A 23,903-nucleotide genomic window follows, 5' to 3' on the forward strand; every position below is an offset into this window, starting at 1 on the left:
GTGTCCCTCCGGGGGTTCAGCGCCACTCGTACTGGCGGTGGTAGTCCTCGACGTGGCTGAGCACGAGCATCGGCTCGCGGCCGGGGACGCGGTCCAGGTACTCGTCCCACCGGGCCAGGTCGACCTCGCGGTCGCGCACCGGCACCAGGCAGCGCAGCGTCTCCTCGAGCAGCAGGTCGTACTCGGCGAAGGTCAGCGCGACCCGCGCGTCCAGGCGTTCGGCGATGCGGCCCGCGCGCACGGTGGCCGCCGCGCGCGGGTCGGTGACGCCGCTGAAGAACTCGGCCGAGCAGCCGGAGCCGTAGGAGTACAGGCCCAGCCGGACGCCGCCGCCGAGCGCGGCGTTGTCGATGGCGCTGGCCAGGCCGAGGTAGACCGAGCCGGAGCACAGGTTGCCCACGCGGCTCGCGTACGCCGTCGCGGGCCGCAGCCTGCGCTCGAAGTCGGCCTCGATCTCCGCGGGCGCGGCGCGGCGCAGGTCGCGCATCATCTTGCGGTGCGCGGCCTTGACCAGCCCGACGAACGGCGTGTGCATGACGAGGTGGTCGAAGGTGTCGACGAAGTCGGCGTCCTCCACCTTGTCGGCGTAGTCGGCGAAGCTGTTGGCCAGGCAGTCGAGGTAGGCGAACAGGGACCGGTCGACGTCGGCGATGTCGAACTCCGGCGTCGGGCGGGCGGAGTCCAGCGTCTCGTAGCTGTGGTTGCCGAACGCGCCGAGGTCCATCGACAGCACGGCCGGGTCGTCGCCGAGCAGCACGGCCGCCGCGCCGTGGCCGGTGGCGGGTTCGGCGTACTCGGCGCGGGCGTCGACCAGGGCCACGTCCGTGGCGATCACCAGCGCCTTCGCCCCGGGCGACACGCCGGAGGCGAGGTAGCCCACGGCGAGCTGCACGGCGGCCGTCGCGGCGTAGCACGCCTGCTTGACCTCCACCACGCGGCACTTCGGCGAGAGCCCGAGGTGCCGGTGCGCGTACGAGGCCACCGACTTGCTGAGGTCCACACCGGACTCGGTCGAGGTGACCAGCAGCTCGATCCGGTCGCGCTCGGCGGGGTCGAGCGCGTCCACGATCGGCTTGGCGGCGTTGACCGCGTTGGTGACCGGGTCCTCCACCGGCAGGCCGATGGAGCGCTCGGACATCATCAGGTTCGCCAGCCGCGCGGGGTCGAGCCCCCGGCCCCGGAACAGCTCGGGCACCGGGATGCACGCGACCCCGAGGTAGGCGTTGACCGCCTCGATCCCGTAGGCGCTCACACCGGCCTCCGCGCCAGCAGCCGGTCGACCAGGGCGTCGAGGTCGGGCAGGCCGCTGAAGTCCGACATGGGGGCGACGACGCCGAGCCGGTCCATGGCCTCGACCACGATCTCCACGCGGTCCACCGAGTCCGCGCCCAGCTCCTTGAGGGTGGTGGCGGCGGCCACCCGGGCCGGGTCGGCCGCCGGCAGGATCACCGAGATCACCTCGCGCACCACGCGCTCCACCTCCGGCCGGCCGCTCACGCCGCACCCCAGGTCAGCTCCTGGCAGGCCACGGCCACCACCGCGCCGTTCTCCCTGTCACGCAGGACCACGTCCACCACCTCGTCCGTCAGCCCGCCGGGGGAACCGGTCAGCGACGACGACACCTCGGCGGAGAGGACGGTGTCGGCGTCGACGTTGCTCAGGTAGCACAGCCGCCGGGTGCGGGTCCGCCGCGCGAGGAACGCGGCGTCCGGCCGGCCGGCGGAGCGCCACGCCGCCAGCAGCGCCCCGTCCACGATCGAGAAGTAGGCGGCGAAGTACACCAGGCCCACGCCGTTGAGGTCGCGGGTCGGGTCGATGCGGTAGTCGGTGGTGAACCCGGCGAACCCGGGCTCACCGGCGGTCGGCGCGTCCCGCAGGGTCAGGTGCTGCCGGGCCTGGGCGCAGGCCAGCCGCGGCGAGTGCTCGCGGGGCAGCTCCGGCAGGTGCGCGGTGGTGAACCCCGGCGGCGAGGCGCGGACCAGGCCGCGGTTGCTGCCGGGCGCGGAGCGGGAGACCCAGCGGTTGAAGTTCAGCGCGTACAGGCAGTCGGGGCGGCGGTCCTCGAAGAACTCGGCGGGCTCCAGGGTCGGGTCCGCCGCGCCCGCGCTGCCGGCCGGGGCGACGCGGTGCAGCGTCGCGACCGACTCGGCCCCGCAGGCGAACACGGCGGTGCGCACGTCGATCCGGTCGCCGAAGGTGAAGCCGGCCGGGTCCGCGCCCCGCACGTCGAACAGCTGGAACGCCAGGTACGTCGGCTCGCCGTCGGCGTTGCGCGCGGTGAGCGCGTCGACGCCGCACGCGTCGCTGACCGCGTTCCACGTCCAGTCGCCGAGCCGGCCGACGAACAGCGAGTTGGCGCCGCACATGGCCGGGCTGAGCACGAACTCCCGCGTGGTGGTGGTCGTCGTCCCGGTGCTCATCGCACACCCCCGGCGGTGGTCGCCCCGGTGGCGGTCCGCTCGGTGGCCGACCGCTCGGCGAGGAACCCGTCCAGCAGGGCGTTGAACCGGTCGGCCGCCGTCAGGCTCGGGAAGTGCCCCGCGTCGGGGAACTCGTGGAAGCGGACGTCGGGCAGGGTGCCGTGCAGCAGGTGCCCGGTCTTGAGCGGGATGACCGTGTCCAGCGCGCCGTGCACCTGGAGCACCGGCACGTCCAGCTCCGGCAGGTGCGGCAGCAGGCCGGGGTCGGTGGCGAACTCGTCCAGGTAGCGCAGGCCGGTGTGGGTGCTCATGCTCTCGCAGCGCAGCAGCATCCGCTGCAACCCGGCCCGGTCGACGGTCACGCCGTTGCGCTCCAGGCGCCGGAAGTCCTCGTCTGCGACCAGGCTGAGCCGGTTCATCTCCCCGGCGCGGTTGCCCACCCGGTAGGAGCTGCCGATCAGGGTCAGCGACGCCGTGCGCGCCCGGTGGCGCAGCGCGAACGCCATCGCCACGATGCCGCCGAACGACGCGCCCGCCACGTGCACCGGTCCGGCGACGCCCAGCGCGTCGAGCGTGCGCGCGAACAGGTCCGCCAGGCCGTTGACCGAGATGTCGGTGGCCTCGGTCGTCGCGCCCACACCGGAGTGGTGCACGGCCAGCACGCGGTACCGGTCGGCCAGCGCGGCGAACTGGGGGCCGAAGAAGCCCGCCCCGATGTTGAACGGGTGCATCAGCAGCAGCGTCTCGCCGGAGCCGGCGGTGAACGCCTCGACCTCGCCCGAGCCGACCCGGACCAGCACGCGGCGCACGTCCGGCCGGTAGCCGGTGAGCACGGCGAAGTTCTCGTCCAGGGGGCGGTGCCCCTCGTCCATCGCCTCCCGCACGTCGTCGGGCAGCCGGTCGGCCGGGTAGTAGGCCGCGTCCGCCGCGCCGGTCCCGCCCGCGTCCGCCGCGCGCACCAGCGCCGGGGGCGTCGTGCCGGAGCGCGCCAGCGCGGCCAGCCGCGCCCCCGCCTCGGCGGCCTGCGCGGTGGTCGTGCCGACCGGGACGGCCAGCCGGATCAGCGAGTCGCCGTCGAGGTGCGGGGCGGCGCGGACGCCGGTGGCCCGGAAGACCCACGCCAGGGCGGACGCCACCGGGTGCTCCAGCCCGGCGGCGCCGGGGAGCCGGGCCGCGTCGAGCAGCACGGCGTGCCCGCCCGCCGGTCCCACCACCGGCAGGCCGGCGTCGACCACCGCCTGCCACAGGACGCGCACGGCCGACATCCGCTCCAGCACGGCCCGCTCCGCGCCGGCGGTGTCCGCCAGCGCGGCCGTCATCAGCCGCCGGGTGGTCAGGCCGGCCTCGACGCCGCGCAGCGCGACCTGCTCGCGCAGGGTCGCGGCGAGTTCGTCGTCGTCGGTGAGCACGAGCCCGCCCGAGGTGACGCCGTAGTCCTTGGACATCCCGATCGTCACGGCGCGCGCGCCGGCGAGCAGTTCGGTCAGGACGTCCACCAGCGGGCGGTCCGGGTCGCGCAGCTCGTGCTCGCGGACGAACGCCGCGTTCTCCAGGCCGCGCGTGGCGTCGAGGACCAGCGGCACGCCGTGCCGGTCGGCGACCTCCCGCACCCCGCGCAGGTTGGCCAGCGACACCGGGTGCCCGCCGCGGGCGTTGGTGCTCAGCTCCACGCACACGAACGACACGCGGCCGCGCTTGGCGGCGAGGACGCGGTCCAGTTCGACGAGGTCCAGGTCGCCCAGGAACGGCTCGGCCGCCGCCGGGTCGTTGCGGACCTGCACCGGGGTGAAGCCGTGGTCGAGCTGGCTGACCGCCCAGGTGGGGAACAGCGCGTTCTGCACGACGTCGCCCCGGCGGCCGGGCCAGGCGCGGCAGAGCAGGGCCTCGGCCGACCGGCCCGAGCCGGTGGGCACGACGCAGCGGTGCGGCAGCGGCGTGGTGACGCCGAACGCCCCGGACGCGAGGTCGACGGCGGCGGTCACGCCCTGGGCGGCGGTGGCGAGGTGGGCGGAGTGCGCCCGCACGTGCGGGGTGTCCAGTTCGGTCCAGGAGTCCGTGGTGAAGTCGAACTCCACGTCGCCGGCGGGGATGCGCAGCGGGTTGTGGCCCGCCCTGGACAGGGCCTTGTCCCGGCGCGCGACGTCGCCGTCGGACGGGGTGGGGCGCGGTGCGCCGGCCGGGGCCGGGGTGCGGGCCGGGGCCGGGGTGCGGGTCGAGGAAGGGGTGCGGGTGGGTGCCGGGGTGGGCGCCGGTTCCGGGGTCGCGCGGTCCTGCGCGGTGATGGCCGGCGGGTTGGCGATCATCAGGATGATCGAAGCGACGTCGGCGGGCGGCTGGTCCGCCGGCTGGCAGAGGTAGACCGGGTGGTTGGTGGTCTGGAACTTGTTCTTGAAGCGGAAGTTGCCCTCACCGGTGAACACGCCCAGGGAGCGCAGCTCGGCCAGGCCGCGCTCGACGTCCGGGTCGGCGTTGGGCGAGCCGGTGATGCGGACCCCGAAGGTCCCGCCGAAGCTGAACGAGGTGTCCCCCTCGGCGGCCAGCCTGCGGATGATCTCCACGATCGTGTGCTCCAGGCAGCCGCGCGGGGTGCTCTCCCGGTAGAACTCCAGGTCGAGCAGGTGTGCGCGCTCAGAGGGGATGCGCGTGACGATGACCGCGCTCTGGAGCACGCCGTCGAGCCGGGTGAGGAACGCGCGGTGGCGCGGGCCGAGGACGCCCCGGCCGATCTCGTCGCGCACCGTGCGCACGTACGGGTTGACCATGTCCTTCTGGGCGGCCCAGTCGCCGATCAGCTCGGCGACGGCCGCGTCGGTGGCCGGGTCCGAGCCCACCGCGTACTCGACCACCTCGGCCTTGCCGGCCCGCTCGAACCGGTTGACCTGGTTGCGCAGCTTGCGCGCCTTCGGGCCGTCGACGTCGAACTTCGACAGGTCCTCGATGCGCTGCACCGCGCCGAACGGGGTCGCCGACAGCGGGCGGCCACCGGCCTCGGCCATCGGCGACATCGCCAGGAAGGCGGGCTTGACGCCCTGGGCCGCCGCGTGGGCCAGCCACTCCCCCGCCAGCTCCGGCAGGTACTCGGCGCTGCCGACGTAGCTCCACGCGAACAGCACGTCACCGCGCCGGGAGAAGTGGAAGTAGCCCTCGCGCCGGGAGCCGAGGAAGATCAGCGGCGCGATGTCGCGACCCGGCAGGCCGCCCTCCTTCGCGTGGGCGAGGTCGAGCCGCCGGACCAGGTCGGCCAGCTCTGGCCGGTCGTCCAGCTCGCGCTTGCCGACCACCAGCTCACCGCCGGCGACGGCGTCGCTCACCGCGCTCGGCTCGGCCCGCTCGGTGCCCGCGATCAGCTCGGCGACCCCTTCGCCGAACACCTCGTCGAGGTGGGCCGCGAGGCGGGCCGGGGTCGGGTGGTCCAGCAGCAGCGTCTTGCGCAGCGCGCCGAGGCCGCGTTCCAGGGCGGCGACGACCCGCAGCAGGTCGAACGACGTGAAGCCGCTGTCCTCGAAACCGGCGTCCGGCGTGACCCGGTGCCCCACGGTGTCGGCGATGAACTCGACCAGCGCGTCGACGGTGGAGCGGGCGGGCGCGGCCGGTACGAAGGCCGCTGCCGGGGTGGGGGCCGGTGCGGGGGTGGGGCCGGTGGTGACCAGGGGCGCCACGAACGCCGCGAGCGTGTCGACGGTGTCGTGGTCGTACAGCTCGACGGCCTTGAGGTCGAGGGCGAAGGTCGAGTTGATCAGCCGCACCAGGTCCATGCGGTAGATGGAGTCCAGGCCCAGCTCGCCGAACGGCCGGTCGGGCTCGATCTCGGCGGCGGGGGTGCCGAGGATGTTCGACAGCTCGTCGGTGACCAGCCGGGCGACCCGGGTGGCCGCGGCCGGGTCCGGGACGGGCGTCGCGGGCTGTCCGACCGGCGGGGCGGGCGCGGCGGCGGGCCGCACGGGCGGAGCGGTCGGGGCGGGCTGCACGGTCGGGGCGGGCTGCACGGTCGGGGCGGGCTGCACGGTCGGGGCGGTCGCGACCGGTCCGGCCGCCGCGCCCGGCCGCGACAGCTTGATCTTGGGGCGCGGCGGCGCGGGCTTCACGGCTGGACGCACGGTGGCCTCCTCTGTGGTCGGTGGCGCGGCCGTCGGTGGCACGGCTGCGGGTGCCTCGATCTCGGTGTCGAACCAGTGCCGGTCGTCGGCGAACTCCGTGCCGGGCAGCGGGACGCGGCGCGGGGCCGGGCCGGGCCGGCAGGCCGCCCAGTCCACCTCCGCGCCCCGCACCCACGCGCGGCTCAGCTCGTCGGGCGGTGATCCCGGCTCGGCGGGCTCCTGGCCTCGCCGCGCCCTACCCCGGTGCACGCGGTCGTCGTCCAGGTCGCGCAGGAGCGTGACCAGCTCCTCGCGGTCCGCCGCGACGAACGCGGCGCGTTCGGTCAGGGCGTCCCGGCCGGTCTGGAGGACGTGCGCGACGGTGGCCGGGGCGACGCCGGTGCGCTCGACGTGGTCGGCCAGCGCCCGCCCGGTGCGGCGCAGCGCCTCCTCCGTCGTGGCGGACAGCGGGAACACGGCCGGACCGGTCGGGACCGGCAGGTCGGGCGCGGTCGGCGCGGACTCGACGACCACGTGGGCGTTGGCGCCGCCGAAGCCGAACGAGCTGACCCCGGCCCGGCGGACCGGCACGTCCGACCAGTCCACCGGTTCGGTGGCGAGCCGCAGCGGCGTGCCGTCGAGCCGGACGAGCGGGTTGACCTCGGCGACGTGCAGGGTCGCGGGCACCACGCCGCGCGACACCGCGAGCAGCGCCTTCACCAGGCCCGCCGCGCCGGCCGCCGCCTCCAGGTGGCCGATGTTGGACTTCACCGACCCCACGGCGACGTGGGGCGCGTCCGCGGGCGGCAGGCCGTGGTCGGCGTAGAGGGTGTCGAAGGCCCTCTTCAGCCCTTCGACCTCCACCGGGTCGCCGAGGGCGGTGCCGGTGCCGTGCGCCTCCACGTAGCCGACGGTGCGCGGGTCCACGCCGGCGGCGCGGTGGGCGCGCACCACGACCTGGGCCTGCGCCTCCGGGTTGGGCGCGGTGAGCGACGCCGCCCGGCCGCCGTGGTTGACCGCCGAGCCGGTGACGACCCCGTACACGTGGTCGCCGTCCGCGAGGGCCGCGCGCAGCGGTTTGAGCAGCAGCACGCCGCAGCCCTCGCCCCGCACGTAGCCGTCCGCGCCGGCGGCGAACGCCTGGCACGCCCCGCTGGGGCTGAGCATCCCGGACTGGGTGAACGCGCTGAACAGCCCGGGGCTGAGCAGGGCGTTCACCCCGCCCGCGAGGGCCAGGTCGCACTCGCCCGCCCTCAGGGCGGCGACGGCGCGGTGCACGGCGACCAGGGAACCCGAGCACGCGGTGTCGACGGCTTCGCTGGGTCCGCGCAGGTTGAGCAGGTAGGACACGCGGTTGGCCAGCACGGAGTGGGCGATGCCGGTGGCGGTGTGCGCGCGCACCGGGACGTCGTGCCCCCGGAGCAGGTCGTCGTAGTCGGACGTGGACACCGCCGCGAACAGGCCGGTGGCCGTGCCCGCCAGCGAGGACGGGCGGTACCCGGCGTTCTCGACCGCGCGCCACGCGGTCTGGAGGAACAGCCGCTGCTGCGGGTCCATCAGCGCCGCCTCGCGCGGGGCGATGCCGAACAGCCGGGCGTCGAACCGGTCCACGTGGTCGAGGAACCCGCCGCGGACGTCCGCGGTCCGCTCGTCGGCCAGCAGGTCGGCGCGGTCGTCGGGCACCGGTCCCACCAGGTGGCGGCCCGCGAGCAGGTTGCGCCAGAACGACTCCAGGTCGGGGGACCCCGGGAACACGCCGGCCATGCCGACGACGGCGATCCCGTCCGGGTGCGCGGTCGGTCCCGGTTCCGCGTCCGGGCCCGGTTCCGGGTCGGGCCCGGTCCCGGCCGGCGGGCCGGGTTCGGCCGACGGCTCGCGCACGGGCCCGCTGGACGTGGCGGCGGCGATCTCGGCCCGGTGCTCGCGGTCGAGGTGCGCGGCGAGCGCGCCCAGGGTGGGGTGCTCGAACAGCACGGTCGGCAGCAGGTCGAGGCCGTAGCGCTCGTTGAGCCGGTTGACCAGCTCGGTGAGCGTGATCGAGTCGAAGCCCTGCTCCAGCAGCTCCGCGTCCAGCTCGACGTCGTCCGGTTCGACCAGCAGGAAGTCCGCGGCCAGCGCCCGGAGGTCGGCGGTCACGACCGACTCGACCGACGCGACCGGGTCGCCGCCTGCCGGGGCCTCCCGGGGCGCGCGGTCGTGCCCGGCGGTCCCGCCGGTCCCCGTGGTCCCGGTCGACACGGTCACCCTGGTGACCCCGCCGGCCACCGCGCGGTCGAACGCGGCCAGGGCGGCGTCGGTGGGCAGCGGGCGGAGTCCCCAGCGCCGCCGCAGCAGCTCCTCGGTGGCCGCGTCGACGGTCATCCCGCCGTCGGCCCACAGGGACCAGCCGATCGACACGGTGCGGCCCGCGCGGAGCCCCACCGCGCGGCGCTGGTCGCGCTGCTCGGCGAAGGCGTCCAGGAACGCGTTGGCGTAGGCGTAGTCGGCCTGGCCCGGGTTGCCGGTCCCGGCGACCACCGAGGAGAACAGCGCGAAGAAGTCCAGCGGCTGGTCCGCGGTCGCCTCGTCCAGGGCGAGCGTCCCCGCCACCTTGGGCCGCAGCACGGCGGCCAGGTCGGCGGCGGTCTTCACGACCAGCCGGGAGTCGCGCCGCACACCGGCGGCGTGCACGACGCCGCGCAGCGGGCCGACCCGCTCCACCAGCGCGCGCAGCGCGGCCGGGTCGGCGACGTCGACCGCCTCGTGGGTCGCGCCGGGGATGGCCGCCACGAGCGCCCGCCGCCGGTCGTCGAGCGCGGAGCGCCCGACCAGGACGACGGTCCCGCCGCGCCGGGCGAGGTGGCGGGCGACGTGCAGGCCGACCGCGCCCGCGCCGCCCGTCACCAGGTAGGTGCCGCCGGTCGTCGGGGTGGTCGGGGCACCGGGCTCCCACGCGGTGGTCGACCGGACCAGGCGCTGCCCGCCGGCGTGCCGCACCTCGGCCACGCCGGGCTCGCACGAGAGCAGTTCCGCGGCGGCCGTGTCGGCCAGGTCGGCGGCCGGGGCCGCCGCCCGCGCGCCCTCGAAGCCCACCACGGCGGCCCGGAGGCCGGAGTGCTCCAGCGCGGCGGTGCGCAGCGCGCCGGCCGCGGCCTCGTCGTGGGGTCGGGCGTGCGCGGTGGACGCCGAGTAGGTGTAGAGCGCCCGCACCGGCCGGGGACCGCCCTCGGCGAGGACCGCGGCGGTGAGCCAGAGGAACGGGGCGAAGCCGTGGCCGACCTCGTGCGCCACCTCGGCGGCGGAGGCAGGCGCCGCGCCGGGGTCCCAGCACCGCACCACGGCGTCGGGCAGCATCCCCCGGACCGCCAGCTCGCGCACCACCAGCCCGTACTGGGCCTGTTCGCCGGCGACGACCTCGTGGGTGCGGTGGTCGACCCAGCCGTGCAGGACGCCCGGCACGACCACGACGCAGCGGACGCCGTCGCGCTCGAGGCGGTCCGCCACGGCCTCGCCGGTCCCGGCGTCCGAGGCCAGCAGGACGGCGGTCGTGGGCGCGTCGCCGCCGGGGGCGGGCGCGGCCGACCGCCAGACCGGTGTGGTGTACGAGCACTCGTCGGTGGCGCCGGCGGCCCTGATCTCCAGCCCGCGCAACGACACCAGCGGCGCGCCGCCGGCGGTGGTCAGGTCCGCGTCGTACAGCTCGCGCGGACCGGGCTCGCCCACGCGGGTCACGTGGACCTCGCACGGCCCGGCGAGCACGCCGTGGACGGCCAGCTCGGCCAGCGCCACCGGGACGCGGACCGACGACCCGCCGCACGCCGCGGCCACCGCCTGGAGCGCGCCGTCGAGCAGGGACGCGTCCAGGTCGGACCGGGGCGCCACCCTGGGGCCGAGCCGCGCCCAGGCCACGCCGTCGCCGGTGCGCAGCTCGTCCACCACCCGCAGCCCCGGGCCGTGGACCAGGCCGGCTGCGGCCATGCCGGCGTAGAAGGCGGTGACGTCCGCGGTGGTGGTGCAGCGGTCCGCGACCGACACCGGCGGGTGGACCGGTGCCGGGTCGTCGGACAGCAGGCCCGAGGCGAGGACGGTGCCGGCCACGCGCACCGCGAAGCGGGTCCCGCCGTCGGTCGGGGTGAGGTCGACCGGCACCGGCCCCGTCAGGTCGTCCACGAGCACCGGCGCGTTCCACCGCAGGTCGCGCAGGACGGCGGTGGGGTGCCGGTGGCGGGCCGACTCGACGACGGCCGCGGCGGGCAGCCAGCGCGCACCGCCGACCCGGTGGTCCGCCAGGTGCTCGGGCACGTCCAGCGGGGGCCGGTCGGCAGCGGGCCGCACCGGGGCGGCTCCGGGCTCGGCGGTGACCGGTCCCGGTGCCCAGTAGCGGTTGCGGTGGTCGAACGGGTAGGTGGGCAGGGCCACCACGCGGGGCAGCGGGCCGCGCCAGCGGGCGCGCCAGTCCACCTCCGCGCCGGTGACCCAGGCGGCGGCGGTGGTGGCGGGTGACGCGTCCGGCGGCACGACGGCGTCCGTGCGGGCGGCGGTGCCCGACGCGACCGCCGGGTGCTCCGCGCCGTCGGCGAACGCCCGCAGCGCGTCGACCAGGCCGGGCGGGTCCGTCGCCCGCACGGCGACCCGCGCGGACATCTCCCGCCTGCCCAGCTGGGTGGTCCGGGCGACCCGCGCCAGGGCGACGTCGCCGCCGGCGAGGTGGTCGGCGACCCGGCGGGACAGGACGCGGAGCCGGTCGTGGTCGCGCGCGGACAGCACCACGAGGTGCTCGCCGCCGACCCCGCCCCCGGCACCGGGCCCGGGGTCGACGTGCTCGGCCACGTGCTCCTCCAGGACGATGTGGACGTTGGCGCCGCCCGCGCCGAACGAGCTGACCCCGGCGCGGCGGGGGCGGCCGACCGGTTCGGGCCACGGCGCGGCCTCCCGCTGCACGCGCAGCGGCGAGTCCCGGAAGTCGATCTTCGGGTTGAGCCGCGCGAGGTTCGCGGCGGGCACGAGGGTGCGGTGCCGCAGCTGGAGCAGCACCTTGGTCAGGCCCGCGATGCCCGCGGCGCCCTCCAGGTGCCCCAGGTTGGCCTTCACCGAGCCGAGGGCGCACTCGTGCCCCTCGGCGCGGCCGAGCGCCCGGTTGAGCGCGGCGACCTCGATCGGGTCGCCGAGCTGCGTGCCGGTGCCGTGCGCCTCGACGTAGTCCACGGTGGCCGGGTCCACGTCGGCGCGGCGCAGCGCCTCGGCGATCAGCGCTGCCTGGGCGGTCGGGTTGGGGACGGTGTAGCCGCTGGTCTTCCCGCCCGCGTTGGCGAAACCGCCCCGGATGACCGCCCACACGTCGTCGCCGTCGGCCAGCGCGTCCGCCAGCGGCTTGAGCAGCACCGCGCCGACGCCCTCGCCGGGCACGTAACCGTCGGCGTCGGCGTCGAACGCGCGGCAGCCGTCACCGCCGGCGAGCATGGTCATGCCGGACAGGGCCACCAGGTGCGCGGGGTGCAGCACCAGGTTGACACCGCCCGCGACGGCCTGCCGGCACTCGCCCCGGCGCAGGCTCTCGCACGCCAGGTGCACGGCCGTGAGCGAGGACGAGCACGCCGAGTCGACGGCCAGGCTCGGACCGGTCAGGTCGAAGGTGTAGGACACCCGGTTGGCGATGGACCAGTACGCCGAGTGCGCCGCCGGGAACTCGCCCCTGGGCCACCCGTCGGCCGCCGCGAGCTTGCCGTAGGACCCGTACATCACGCCGACGAACACGCCGGTCTCGCGGACCGCGCCGTGCCGGCCGAGGTGGCCGGTGCTCTCCAGCAGGTTCCAGCAGGTCTCCAGGAACAGCCGCTCCTGCGGGTCGAGGGACGCCGCCTCGCGGGGCAGCACCCCGAACAGCGGGGCGTCGAAGGCGGCGATGTCGTCGAGGAACCCGGCCCACCGGCCGCGGCTGCGGTTCGGGACGCCGGGCCGGGGGTCGAAGTGGGCGCGCCAGTCCCACCGGTCGGCGGGCACCTCGGTCACGCAGTTGGTCCCGGCGAGCAGGTTGGTCCAGAGCGCGTCGAGGTCCGGTGACCGCGGGTACCGGCCGCTGACGCCGATGACGGCGATGTCGCCCTCCCGGACCTCCCGGGACCCCACCGCGGCCACCGGGCCGTGCTCGACCACCGGATCGGTCGCGGGAGCGGGCCCGGCAACCGGGTCGGGGGCGTCGGCGAGGGCCGGGGCCTCGGCCTGCTTCGCGGCGAACGCGTCGGCCAGCCGGGCGGCCAGGTCCTCGATCGTGACGTGCTCGAACAGCAGGGTCGCGGGCAGCTCGCCCAGGTCCGCGGAGAACCGGCGCAGGATCTCGGCGCCGTTGAGCGAGTCCACGCCGTAGTTCTCGAACGTCTCGCGGTCGCCGAACGCCGACTCCGGCAGCTTCAGCACGTCCGCGAACACCGAGCGCACGTAGTCCCGCACCGCCCGGTCGGCGGAGGGCAGGGCGAGCCCGTACTCCGCGAACCGGCCGACGTCGGCCTTGAGCACCAGCGCCTGCCGCACGCCGGAGGCCAGCAGTGCCGGCAGGACGGCGAACCCCTCGTCCGGGGAGATCGAGCCGACGCCCAGCGCCGCGAACCGGCGCGCGTGCGCCTCGTCCGCCACCGCGCCGACCCCGCCCCAGTAGCCCCAGTTGACGACGGTCGCGCCGGCCACCGCCGCGACGGCGTCCAGCGCGGTGCTGCCCGCCGCGTAGTTGGCCTGCCCCGGGGGGCGGACGAACGACGCGGCGGAGGAGAACACCACCCGCACGTCCAGGTCCTCGTCGGCGACGGCGTCCAGCAGCGCGGTCGCGCCGGCCAGCTTGGGCGCCAGCACCTCGGCGAACGCCTCGTCCGCCATCGTCGCGAGCGGACCGTCGCGCCACACGCCCGCGGCGTGCACGACGCCGTCCAGGCCGCCGAAGCGCTCCTTCGCCGCGCGGACCGCCCAGCGCGCCGACTCCGGGTCGGTCACGTCGGCGCTCAGGTAGAGCACCTGGCCGCCGGCGGCGGACACCCGCGCGGCGCGTTCGCCGATGGCGGCGTCGGACGGGCGGCGGCCCACCCACACCAGGTTGGCCCGGTGTTCGCGGGCCAGGTGCCCGCTCAGCGCCAGGCCCAGGCCGCCCGCGCCGCCGGTGATCAGGTAGGTGCCGCCGTCGGCGAACACGGGTCGGGCGGGGGTGGGCGGCGCGAGGGGCGCGAACCGGCGCACGAGCCGCTGCCCGTCGCGCCAGGCCACCAGCGGTTCGGCCAGGTCCTCGGCGACGACCAGGGCCGCCGCCCGTGCCGGGTCGGTGACGGTCGGGTGGGCGGGCACGTCGACGCAGCCGATCCGCCAGCCCGCGTGCTCGGCCCCGGCGGCACGTGCCAGGCCGATGAGGGCGGCGATCCCGGGCCGCACCGGGTCGCCGTCGCGCACGGCCACCGCGCCGGCGAGGACGACCCGCACCTCCAGGGTCGGCCTGGTCCGCGCCAGCGCGCGCAGCAGCCGGAACACCGCCGGCGCGACGTCCTGGTCGGTCGTGCCGGCGGCCACCACGTACACCAGGTCGGCGGCGGGGTCGGCGGTGTCGAGCGTGGGCAGGCGGACGTCGTCGCCCGCGTGCTCGGCGGCCAGGGCGGCGGCGAGCGCCTCGCAGCCCCGGGCGGCGTGGACGGCGACGACCCGACGCGGGCCGACGACGCGCACCGGCGCGGGCGCGGGGGTCCACCGCGGCACGTAGACCGGGACCGCGGGGGCCGCTCCCCGGTGCGGGCGCAGCGCGAGGCCGGCGAACGAGACGAGCACCCGCCCGTCCGCGTCGCACAGGCGCACGTCGAACCGGTCCTCGCCGCTCGCGCGGACCGCGTGGGCGTGCGTCGGGGTGCCGTCGGCGTCGTGCACGACCACCTCGTCCACGCTGTGCGGCACCAGCGGCGTCGGGCGCTCCCCCACCAGCGCGGCGACGGTCTGCAACGCGCCGTCCAGCACGCGCGGGTCGGGTCGGTGCCCGTCCGGTTCACGGGGCGCGAGGGCGGCCAGCACCTCGTCGGCGCCGGCCCGCAGGTCGGTGACGACCCGGAACCCGGGGCCGTAGCGCAGGCCGGCGCGGTCGAAGGCCGAGTACAGGTCGGCGGGTGGCACGGAGCGGGCGCACCGGGCGCGGGCGGCGACGAGGTCCACGCGCTCCGGCTCACCGCCGGTGGCGAGCCGGCCCGTCGCGCACGGTTCGCCTCCGTCCGGCGCGAGGTCGAACCCCGTCCCGCCGACGGTCAGGGTCGCGGTGGTGGGCCGGTCGACGGCCAGGGGCCGCAGCCAGGTCACGTCGCGCAGCCGCAGCGGTCCGGTGAGCCCGGCGCGGCGCGCGGCGGTCACGGCCAGGGCGACGGTGGCCGTGCCGGGCAGCACGGGCGTGCCGGACACCACGTGGTCGGCGACGAGCGGCGCGTCGGGCGCCAGGGCCAGGGTCACCGGTCCGGCGGGTTCCGGCGCGGCGGGCGGCACCTCGGCCGGCGCTGCGACCGGCGATGCGGGGACCGGGGCCGCGGGGGCCGCGATCCAGTGCCGGTCGCGGGCGAAGGGGTAGCCCGGCAGGGACACGGGCCGGCCCGGCAGGTCCGCGAACACCGCGGCCAGGTCGCCCTCGCCGCGCTGCCAGTCCCGGGCGACCCGGTCGAGGTCGGTGTCGCCGCGCACCGGTTCCGCGCCGGCGAGGAGCCGGTCGAGCTGGGCGCGCAGGTCGGCCAGGTCCCGGGCGACGAACGCGACGCGGTGCCGGAAGTGCGTCCGGCGCACGGCGAGGGTGTGCGCGACGTCGGTCAGGTCACCGCCGCCGAGCACGCCCGAGTGGATCATGCCGTCCGGGGCCAGCGCGGCCCGCAGGTCGGTGATCCGGGCGCGCAGCGCCTCCGCCGTGCGGGCGGACAGCGCCACCACGGCGCGCTCGGGCCTCGGTCGGGGGTCGGCCGGGGCGGGCGGGGCTTCCTGGAGCACGAGGTGGCAGTTGGTGCCGCTGAAGCCGAAGCTGCTGACCACGCCCGTGCGGACGCCGCTCGGTCCCGGGTACCAGTGCGCCCGGTCGGGCAGGACGCGCAGCGGTCCCCCGGTCAGGTCGGCGTCCGGGTTGGGCTCGGCGAAGTGCGGCGACGGCGGCAGTTCGCCGTTGCGCAGCGCCAGCACGACCTTGACCAGGCTGGTGATGCCGGCGGCCAGGGTGGTGTGGCCGACGTTGGCCTTGACCGAGCCGAGGACGGCCGGCGAGCGCCGCCCGCCCAGCACCTCGGTGAGGGCCTTGACCTCGATGGGGTCGCCCAGGGCGGTGCCGGTGCCGTGGGCCTCGACGTAGTCGACGTCCTCGGCGGAGATGCCCGCGCGGGCGTGGACCGCGCGCAGCAGGGACGCCTGCGACGTCGCGCTCGGGGCGGTGATGCCGTTGGTGCGGCCGTCGCCGTTGACGCCCCCGGCGCGGATGACCGCGTGGACGCGGTCGCCGTCGGCGAGCGCGCGGTCCAGGCGCTTGAGCACCACGGCGGCGCACGCCTCGCCGAGCACGATGCCGTCGGCGGAGGCGTCGAACGGCGCGCTGCGCCCGGTGGGCGACAGCATCCCGGTCTTGCCGGTCCACACGTGCATGCGGGGCGTGTTCATCACGGCCACACCGCCCGCGACGGCCGTGTCGCACTCGCCGGCGCGCAGGCTGTCGCACGCCAGGTGCACGGCGACCAGCGACGACGAGCAGGCCGTGTCCACCGCGATCGTCGGACCGGTCAGGTTCAGGTGGTAGGCGATGCGGGCGGGCAGGATGGACGCGGCGCTGCCCAGGAAGCTCTGGCCGGTGTCGTCCCGGCCCGCCTCCTCGACCAGCCGCAGGTAGTCGCCCGCGCCCGCGCCGACGAACACGCCGCACCGGCCGCCGCCGACCTGCCCGGCGTCCTCCAGCGCCGACCAGGCGGTCATCAGGAACAGCCGCTGCTGCGGGTCGACCAGCTCGGCCTCGGCGGGCGAGAGCTGGAAGAACGCGGCGTCGAACAGGTCCACGTCGGACAACATCGCGGCCCAGCGGCTGTTCGTGGTGCCCGCGCGCAGGCGGTCGGGGTGGTAGACCGCGTCCACGTCCCACCGCTCGCGCGGCACCTCGCGGACGCTGTCGTGCCCGGCGAGCAGGTTGTGCCAGAACGTCGGCACGTCGGGGGCGTCCGGGAAGCGGCCGGACACCCCGATCACCGCGATCGCGTCGTCGGGGTGCGGCCGCGCGCCCGCACGAGCGGGTTCGGACTCGTCGCCCTCACCGCCCAGGGGGCTCCGCTCGGCGCGGACCCGGCGACCGCGCGGCGCGGCCAGGGTGAGCGGCGCGGCGGCGGGTCGCGAGGGCGTGCTCAGCACGACCTGCGGCGGGTGGGACGCGACCCGGTCTCCGCTCACGGGCGCGGGACCCCGGGACCGGTCCTGCTGGACGGGCTCGGCCGGCTGCCGCCCGGGCGCCAGGGCGGCGTCGAGCAGCGCGCGGGAGCGGGCGGCGACCTCCAGGACGTGGTCGGTCAGCCGCGCGACGTCCGGGTGGTCGTAGACGGTCACGGAGTCCAGGTCCAGCCCGAACCTCTCGTTGACGGCCCGGACCAGGGTGACCGCGCCGATGGAGTCCACGCCCAGCTCGTTGAACGTGCGGGTGGGGTCGAGTTCGTGGCGGTCCACGAAGAGCTGCGCGCACAGCGACTCCTCGATCACCCCGACCACCTCGGCGCGGGCCGGCGCGGGCGGACCGGCGGGCACGGGGGCGGGGGCGGCCACCCGCTCGACCGGCGCGGCGACCGGCGCGGTGACCACGGGCGCGGCGGGGATCGGTGCGGCGTACACCGGCGCGGGCGCGGCCTGGACGGGTGCGGCCCGCGTGGGCGCGGACTGCGCGGGGGCGGGCGCGGCGGGGGTGCCGTTCCGGCGGAAGGCGTCCGCCTTGTCCTGGTGCGCGCGCACCCGTTCCAGCGACTCCGCCCCGAGCACCCGCTCGTGCAGCTCCACCTCGCGGCGCACCACTCCGGACAGCTCGGCCAGCACCCGGCCGGCCAGCTCCTCCTTGAGCGCGACGACGGCGGCACGCGGCTGGGCGGCGATCGACCGCGCCAGCTCCAGCGCGGCGGGCAGCACGTCGGCCGCGTCGTGGACGACCACGTGCGCGCCCCGCCGCTCCAGCTCGGCCCCGGACAGCGTCCGCGCGCCGAAGAACATCTCCGCCGCCGTGGACGCGCCGAACCGGCGCTGGAGCGCCTGGGTGGCCCCGACCCCCGGGGTGAACCCGAACTTGAGGAAGTTGGCCGCGTACCCGGCTTCCCGGGCGAGCAGCACCACGTCCGCGTGCAGGCCGAACGCCAGTCCGCCGCCGGCGGCGTGGCCGTCCATCGCGGCGATCACCGGCAGGGGGCAGCGCGGCAGCCCCTCGTAGACGAACGGCGCGTCGGTGAAGCGGCCGTTGCCGTCGGCGAGGTCGGCCAACCCCTCGGGGGTGCCGCCCATGCAGAACACACCGTCCGAGCCGGTGAGCACGACCACCTTCAGGTCGGTGCGCGCCGCGACCTCGGCGAAGGTCTCCTCCAGCGCGGCCAGCAGTTCGGGGGTGAACATGTTGTGCCCGCCGCGCATGGTGACGAGGGCGATGCCCTCGGCGGGGACGCGCAGTTCGACGGGGGACGCGGAGGTCGGCACCGTGTTCTCCTCGTGGTTCGGTGCGGCGGACGGCGACGCGGAGCGCCACCGGCCCACCCAGTGGGCCTGCTCGCGGAACGGGTAGGTGGGCAGCGGGACGCGGCGGGCGCCCGGTTCGGCGCAGCGGTCCCACGGGACGTCGGCCCCGGCCACCCAGGCGGCGGCCAGCGCGGTGAGGTCGCCGGCCCGGTGCAGGTCGAGGCAGGTCCGCGCGTCGGGCGCGGTCTCGGGGTCGGCGGTGCCCCACGCGCACCCGGCGGACGGGGCGGCCCCGTCGAGGTGGCGGCGCAGGCCGGCGCGCAGTTCGTCGGCGTCGGCGGCCACCACGGCGAGCCTGGCGCGCAACGGGGTGCGCCCCGTCGCGAGGGTGTGGGCGATGTCGCGCAGCGCCGGCCGGGTGCCGCCCCGCGGTCCCGACCGCGCCGCGACGAGGGCGGCGAGGTGGGCGGGGGACGCGCCCGGTCCGGCGGTGACCGGCAGCGGCGCGCCGAGGGCGTCGCCGCAGCGGCGGGCCAGTTCGAGCAGCATCGGCAGGTCGAAGCCCAGGTCGGTCAACGGCTCCGCCGGGTCGACCCGGTCGACGGGCACGTCGAGCAGCGCCGCGATCCGGTCCAGCAGCGTGGTGAGCACGTGGTCCGCGGCCGGCCGCGGCCCGCCGTCCAGCGCGTGCAGGAGGTCTTCCGCGCGGCGGCGCAGCGCGTCGTCGTCCCGCGCGGACAGCACGAACAGCCGGGTGGCCGGGGTGTCCGGCGGGGCCGCCGACCGGGGCGGTTCCTCCACGACGAGGTGGCTGTTCGCGCCACCCGCGCCGAACGCGCTGATGCCGGCGCGCAGGACGTCGCCGCCGACCGGCAGCCAGGGGCGTGCGTCCCGCTGCACCGCGAACGGCGAGCCGGCCAGCCTCAGGTGCGGGTTCGGCTCGTCGGCGTGCAGGGAGGGCACGAGGGTGCGGTGCTTCATCTGGAGCAGCACCTTGGTGAGCCCGGCGATCCCCGCCGCCGCCTCCAGGTGGCCGATGTTGGACTTGACCGAGCCGATCGCCACCGAGGCCGCCGGGAGGTCGGTCCCGAACGCGGCGCGCAGCCCGTCCAGCTCGATCGGGTCGCCCAGGGACGTGCCGGTGCCGTGCGCCTCGACGTAGCCGACGGTCGCCGGATCCACCCCCGCGCCGGTCAGGGCGCGGCGGATCAGGGCGGTCTGCGCGGTGGGGCTGGGCACGGTGAACCCACCGGTGCGACCGGTGTGGTTGAGCGCCGTGCCGCGGATGACGCCGTGCACGTGGTCGCCGTCGGCCAGCGCCCGGGACAGGGGCTTGAGCAGGACCACGCCGACGCCCTCGCCCGGCACGTAGCCCGCCGCGCCCGCGCCGAAGCTGCGGCAGCGCCCGTCCGGGGACAGGAACTGCCCCTGCGACAGTTGGAGGTACTTCTGCGGGTGGACGGTGGTGTTGACGCCGCCCGCGAAGGCCAGTTCGCACTCGCCGCGCCGGATCGCCTGCACCGCCAGGTGGAGGGCGGTCAGCGACGACGAGCACGCGGTGTCCACGGACAGGCTGGGGCCGGTCAGGTCCAGCACGTGGGAGACGCGGTTCGCGACCGAGGCGTGCATGGCGACGGGCGCGACGCCGGCGTCCTGGTACAGCTGGTAGTGGCTCCACGTCACCCCGGCGAACACGCCGACGTCGCGGCCGTTCAGCACCTGGCCCGCGTCCTCCATGGCCTGCCAGCAGGTCGTGAGGAAGAGTCGTTCCTGCGGGTCCATCCGCTCGGCGTCGCGCCGCGAGATGCCGAAGAAGGCGTGGTCGAACCGGTCGACGCCGTCCAGGAAACCACCCCAGCGGCTGTAGGTGCGCCCGTCGAGGCCGGGGCGCGGGTCGAAGTGGGCGTCGTGGTCCCAGCGCTCGGCGGGCACCTCGACCACGCTGTCCACGCCGTCGAGCAGGTTGCGCCAGAACGCGTCCAGGTCGGGGGCCTGCGGGTAGCGGCCGGCCAGCCCGATCACCGCGATCGCGCCGTCGTCCACGACCTCCGGCGCCCACTCCACCCGGGCCTTGCCGTCGTGGGCCTGCTCGACGTGGGCCGGCTCGGCGGGCGGCGGGACCAGGTCGTCGATCCGCGCCGGGTCGCCGTGGACGACGACCGCCACGCCGTCGGGACCGCTCAGCAGCCGGTCGAGGACGGCGAGGCCGTCCGCGGTGGGCATCGGCGCGGTGCCCTGCACGTCCCACACGCGGCGCAGGGCGGCCTCGGGCAGGCGCATCCCGCCCTCGGCCCACATGGGCCACCCGATCGCCACGCTCGCCCCGGCCCGGTCGGACCGCTCGGCCCGGCGGCGGGCGAAGTCCTCCAGCGCGCCGTTGGCGTAGGCGTAGTCGCTCTGCCCGGTGTTGCCGATCGCGGCCGTGAGCGACGACGCCACCGCGAAGAAGTCGAGGGGCGCGTCGCCGATCGCCTCGTCCAGGTGGACGGCCCCGAGCAGCTTCGGCTCGGCCACGGCGCGCAGGTCCCCCGGCCCCTTGCGGACGAACAGCCCGTCGCGGGTCACGCCGGCGAGGTGCAGCACCCCGTCGATCCGCCCGAAGCGGGCGCGGGCGGCGGCCACGGCGGACGCGGTGGACGCCGCGTCGGTCAGGTCCGCGCCGAGGGGCAGCACCCGCGCGCCCAGCGCGGCGAGGCGGTGGGCGCGCTCGACCAGTCGCGGGTCGTCGGCGTCGCGGCCGACCAGGACCAGGCAGGCGCCGGGTCGGCGGGCCAGGTGCTCGGCGACCGGGCCGGCGACACCGCCCGCCGCGCCGGTGATCAGGTGGACCCCGCCCGCCGCGGACCGCACCGGCGGTTCCGCCGGCGCGGGCAGGTGACGGCGCGCGGAGCGCACCGGGCCGCGGTGGCGGACCTCGACCTCCGGGGAGCGGTCCCCCGCCTCGGCGAGCACCAGGGCGGCCAGGGCGTCGGCCGGCGCGTCGTCGACCTCGACCGCGCGGCACCGCACGGACGGCGACTCGACCGCGATCGTGCGCGCCGCGCCCGCCACCGCCGAGCCGAGCGAACCGTCGTGCACCACGTGCACCGCACCGGTCGCGCCGGTCCGCGCGAGCGCGCCCGCCGCGTCCCACAGCACGACGCCGGCCTCGACCGGGTCGGGGGCGTCCAGGGCGATCACGAGCACCACGACGGGGCGGGCGCGGCCGGCGAGCAGGTTCCCGACGTCCTGGCCGGTCGCGTCGACCGGCGCGCCGTCGTGCCGGTGGCGGAGCGCGGCGGCCAGCGCCTCGCCCCGCGCGCCGGGGAGGCGCACCACGACCACGTCGCCCACCGGTTCCGGCGCGGGGGCGAGCGGCGTCCACACGGGCCGGTAGACGCGGGTGGCGACCTCGCGGACCGGCGCGGGTCCGGCTGCGGTCGTCGCGGCCGTGGACGGCGGCTCGGTCGCGGTCGGCATGGTCGGGGTGGGCGCGGTCGCGGTCGGGGCGGTCGGGGCGTGGAAGCCGTGCAGGCCGCCCAGGTGCGCGGCCACCCCCGCGACATCGGTGAACTCGAACAGCAGCGTCGGGTACAGCGCCGTCCCCGCCGCGCGCTCCAGCTCGCGGCCCAGGTCGAGCAGCGCCACCGAGTCCAGGCCCAGGTCGTAGAAGCCGGTGTCGGCGGGCACGTCCGCGGGCGGGCGGTCCAGCACGCGGCCGATCAGCTCCCGCAGGTGGGCGCGGTGCGCCCGGACGGCGTCGGGTCCGGGCGGCAGGGCGTGGCCCCCCTCCTCCTCGCCGGGCGCGGCGGCCTCCACGACCGGCGGTTCGGCGCTCGTGCCGCCGTGCAGCAGCCGGGTGATCAGGCCGGGGAACCTGATCCGCTTGCACGTCAGGCCGCGCACCTCCGCGCACAGCCCGCCCTCGTCGTCGTAGAGGCCGTAGCTGTTGGTGATCACGTCACCGGAGTCGGCCAGCACCTCCACGCCGGGCGCGTACAGCCAGGTCCGCCCGCGCAGCGGGCGCGGCGCGCGGAAGCCCTCGACGAACATCGGGATGAACGGTTCCCGGGACACCGCCTCGGTCTGCCCGTAGGCGGCGATCGTGGAGGCGTCCATCTTGGCCGGGTGCAGGTGGAACAGCTCCTCCGTCCCGGCGGCGGCCGGGTCGAGGTCCAGCTCGGCGAGCAGGTAGCCGTCGCCCACGTGCAGCGTTCCCCGGCACGTCATGGCGGGCCCGTGCCGGATGTCCTCGGCGCGGGCCCGCGCGTACAGCTCGGCCAGCTCGTATCGCCGCACCGCGCCGGCGCGCAGCGCGGCCGGGTCGATCCGGTCGTCCGCCTCCCGCTCGTCCAGCAGCAGCCGCGCGGTCAGGTTGGTGTGCCAGGGGTTGTCCGCGCCCTCCCACCGGCTCGACACGGACACCGCACGCACGCCGGCGGCGTCCGGCGCGCCCACCAGCACCCGGATCTCCCGACCCCGGCCGGGTTCGGTGGCGATCGGCTCGGGGAACAGCACGTCGCGCAGGTCGGCGCGGGTGTGCGGCAACCCGGCCCCGGCGAGCACCCGGTGCACGGCGTCGAGCAGCGTCACCCCCGGCATGACGGACACGCCGTGCACCCGGTGGTTGTCCATCACGAAGTCGTCGTGGGCCAACTGGATGCGGCAGTCGATGGCGCCGTCGTGCATCACGGGGTCCTTTCGCCGTGCTCGCTGTGATCACCGGCGCTGTGCCCACCGGCGAAGCGGAGGGTCGCCAGGGACGTCACCAGCGGGGCCGGTGGCGGTGGCGTGCGGTCGATCCAGTGCCTGCGCCGCCGGAACTCCGGTGGCGGCAGCGGGGTCCGCCGGGGGGTGTGCGGTGGCGGGTTGGAGACGATCGCGTGGGCGTTGGTGCCGCCGAGGCCGAAGGCGCTGACCCCGGCCACCCGGCGGTCGGCCTCCCACGGCGCGGTCGTGGCCGCCGGCCGGAACGGTGAGGACGCGAAGTCGAACCTCGGGTTGGGCCGCTCGCAGTGCAGCGTGGCGGGCACGACGGCCCGTTCGACGGCGAGCGCGGCCTTGACCAGGCCCGCGACGCCCGCGGCGCTGAGCAGGTGCCCGATGCCGGACTTGACGCTGCCGACCGCGCAGAACCCGGTCCGGTCGGTGTCGGCGCGGAACGCGTCGGTCAGGGCGCGCAGCTCGATCGGGTCGCCGATGCGGGTGGCCGTGCCGTGCGCCTCCACCAGGCCCACGTCCCGCGCGGACAGGCCGGCGACGTCCAGCGCCCGGCGCACCACCGCCGCCTGGGCGGTCGGGTTGGGCGTGGTGAGGCCCATGGTCCGGCCGTCGTTGTTGACGGCCACCGCGTCGATCACCGCGCGGACGCGGTCGCCGTCGCGCAGGGCCGCGGCCAGCGGCTTGAGCAGCAGCACGCCGCAGCCCTCACCGGGCACGAACCCGTCGGCGCGCTCGTCGAAGGTGCGGCACCGCCCGCTGGGCGACAGCGCACGCGCGGCGGTGAACTCCAGGTACGGCTCCTCGTCGAGCAGCACGTCGACCGCGCCGGCCAGCGCCAGCTCCGACTCCCCCGCCAGCAGGCTGCGCACGGCCAGCTGCACCGCGACGAGCGCCGACGAGCAGGCGCTGTCCACCACGAGGTTCGGGCCGTGCAGGTCGAGGTGGTGCGCCAGGTGCGCGGCGATGAAGTTCTGGTCGCCCGACGGCCCGCCCGCGCCGGGGCGCCTGCGGTAGTTCGACATCCGGGCGCCGACGAAGACGCCGACGTCCCGGCCGCGCACCT

5 protein-coding genes (1 of these 5 cut by a window edge) are annotated in these 23,903 nt (G+C 76.9%); all 5 read right to left on the minus strand.

Translation table 11 applies throughout. The annotated features are described in order from the left end of the window. Positions 1-16: 16 nt before the first annotated feature. Tightly spaced (each overlapping or abutting the next), the 5 genes in view from CKY47_RS06435 to CKY47_RS06455 form a layout consistent with a single transcriptional unit that may run on beyond the window. Positions 17-1,252: a hydroxymethylglutaryl-CoA synthase family protein gene (locus CKY47_RS06435; RefSeq protein WP_306744723.1), complete on the minus strand. Its 1,236-nt coding sequence runs from the start codon at positions 1,250-1,252 to the stop codon at positions 17-19. After that, positions 1,249-1,497: an acyl carrier protein gene (locus CKY47_RS06440; protein WP_306744724.1), complete on the minus strand. Its 249-nt coding sequence runs from the start codon at positions 1,495-1,497 to the stop codon at positions 1,249-1,251. Before CKY47_RS06440 ends, CKY47_RS06435 begins: the two co-directional genes overlap by 4 nt. Beyond that, on the minus strand, positions 1,494-2,420 hold the full coding sequence (locus tag CKY47_RS06445; protein WP_306744725.1) for an LnmK family bifunctional acyltransferase/decarboxylase: 927 nt from the start codon (positions 2,418-2,420) through the stop codon (positions 1,494-1,496). Before CKY47_RS06445 ends, CKY47_RS06440 begins: the two co-directional genes overlap by 4 nt. After that, positions 2,417-22,807: an SDR family NAD(P)-dependent oxidoreductase gene (locus CKY47_RS06450; protein ID WP_306744726.1), complete on the minus strand. Its 20,391-nt coding sequence runs from the start codon at positions 22,805-22,807 to the stop codon at positions 2,417-2,419. The genes CKY47_RS06445 and CKY47_RS06450 overlap by 4 nt, the downstream gene beginning before the upstream one ends. Then, positions 22,807-23,903, minus strand: the end of a protein-coding gene (locus tag CKY47_RS06455; RefSeq protein ID WP_306744727.1) for a non-ribosomal peptide synthetase. It continues 11,293 nt past the right edge of the window; the window shows 1,097 of its 12,390 coding nt (coding positions 11,294-12,390); the start codon falls outside the window, past its right edge — the gene reads right to left on this strand; its stop codon occupies positions 22,807-22,809. Before CKY47_RS06455 ends, CKY47_RS06450 begins: the two co-directional genes overlap by 1 nt.

Source organism: Saccharothrix longispora, assembly GCF_030852425.1.
Classification (GTDB): Bacteria; Actinomycetota; Actinomycetes; order Mycobacteriales; family Pseudonocardiaceae; genus Actinosynnema; species Actinosynnema longispora.

Bases quoted from the DNA above. Each gene is read 5' to 3' on its own strand.
- CKY47_RS06450 (WP_306744726.1), bottom strand. From the start codon at position 22,807: ATGCACGACGGCGCCATCGACTGCCGCATCCAGTTGGCCCACGACGAC.
- CKY47_RS06445 (WP_306744725.1), bottom strand. From the start codon at position 2,420: ATGAGCACCGGGACGACGACCACCACCACGCGGGAGTTCGTGCTCAGC.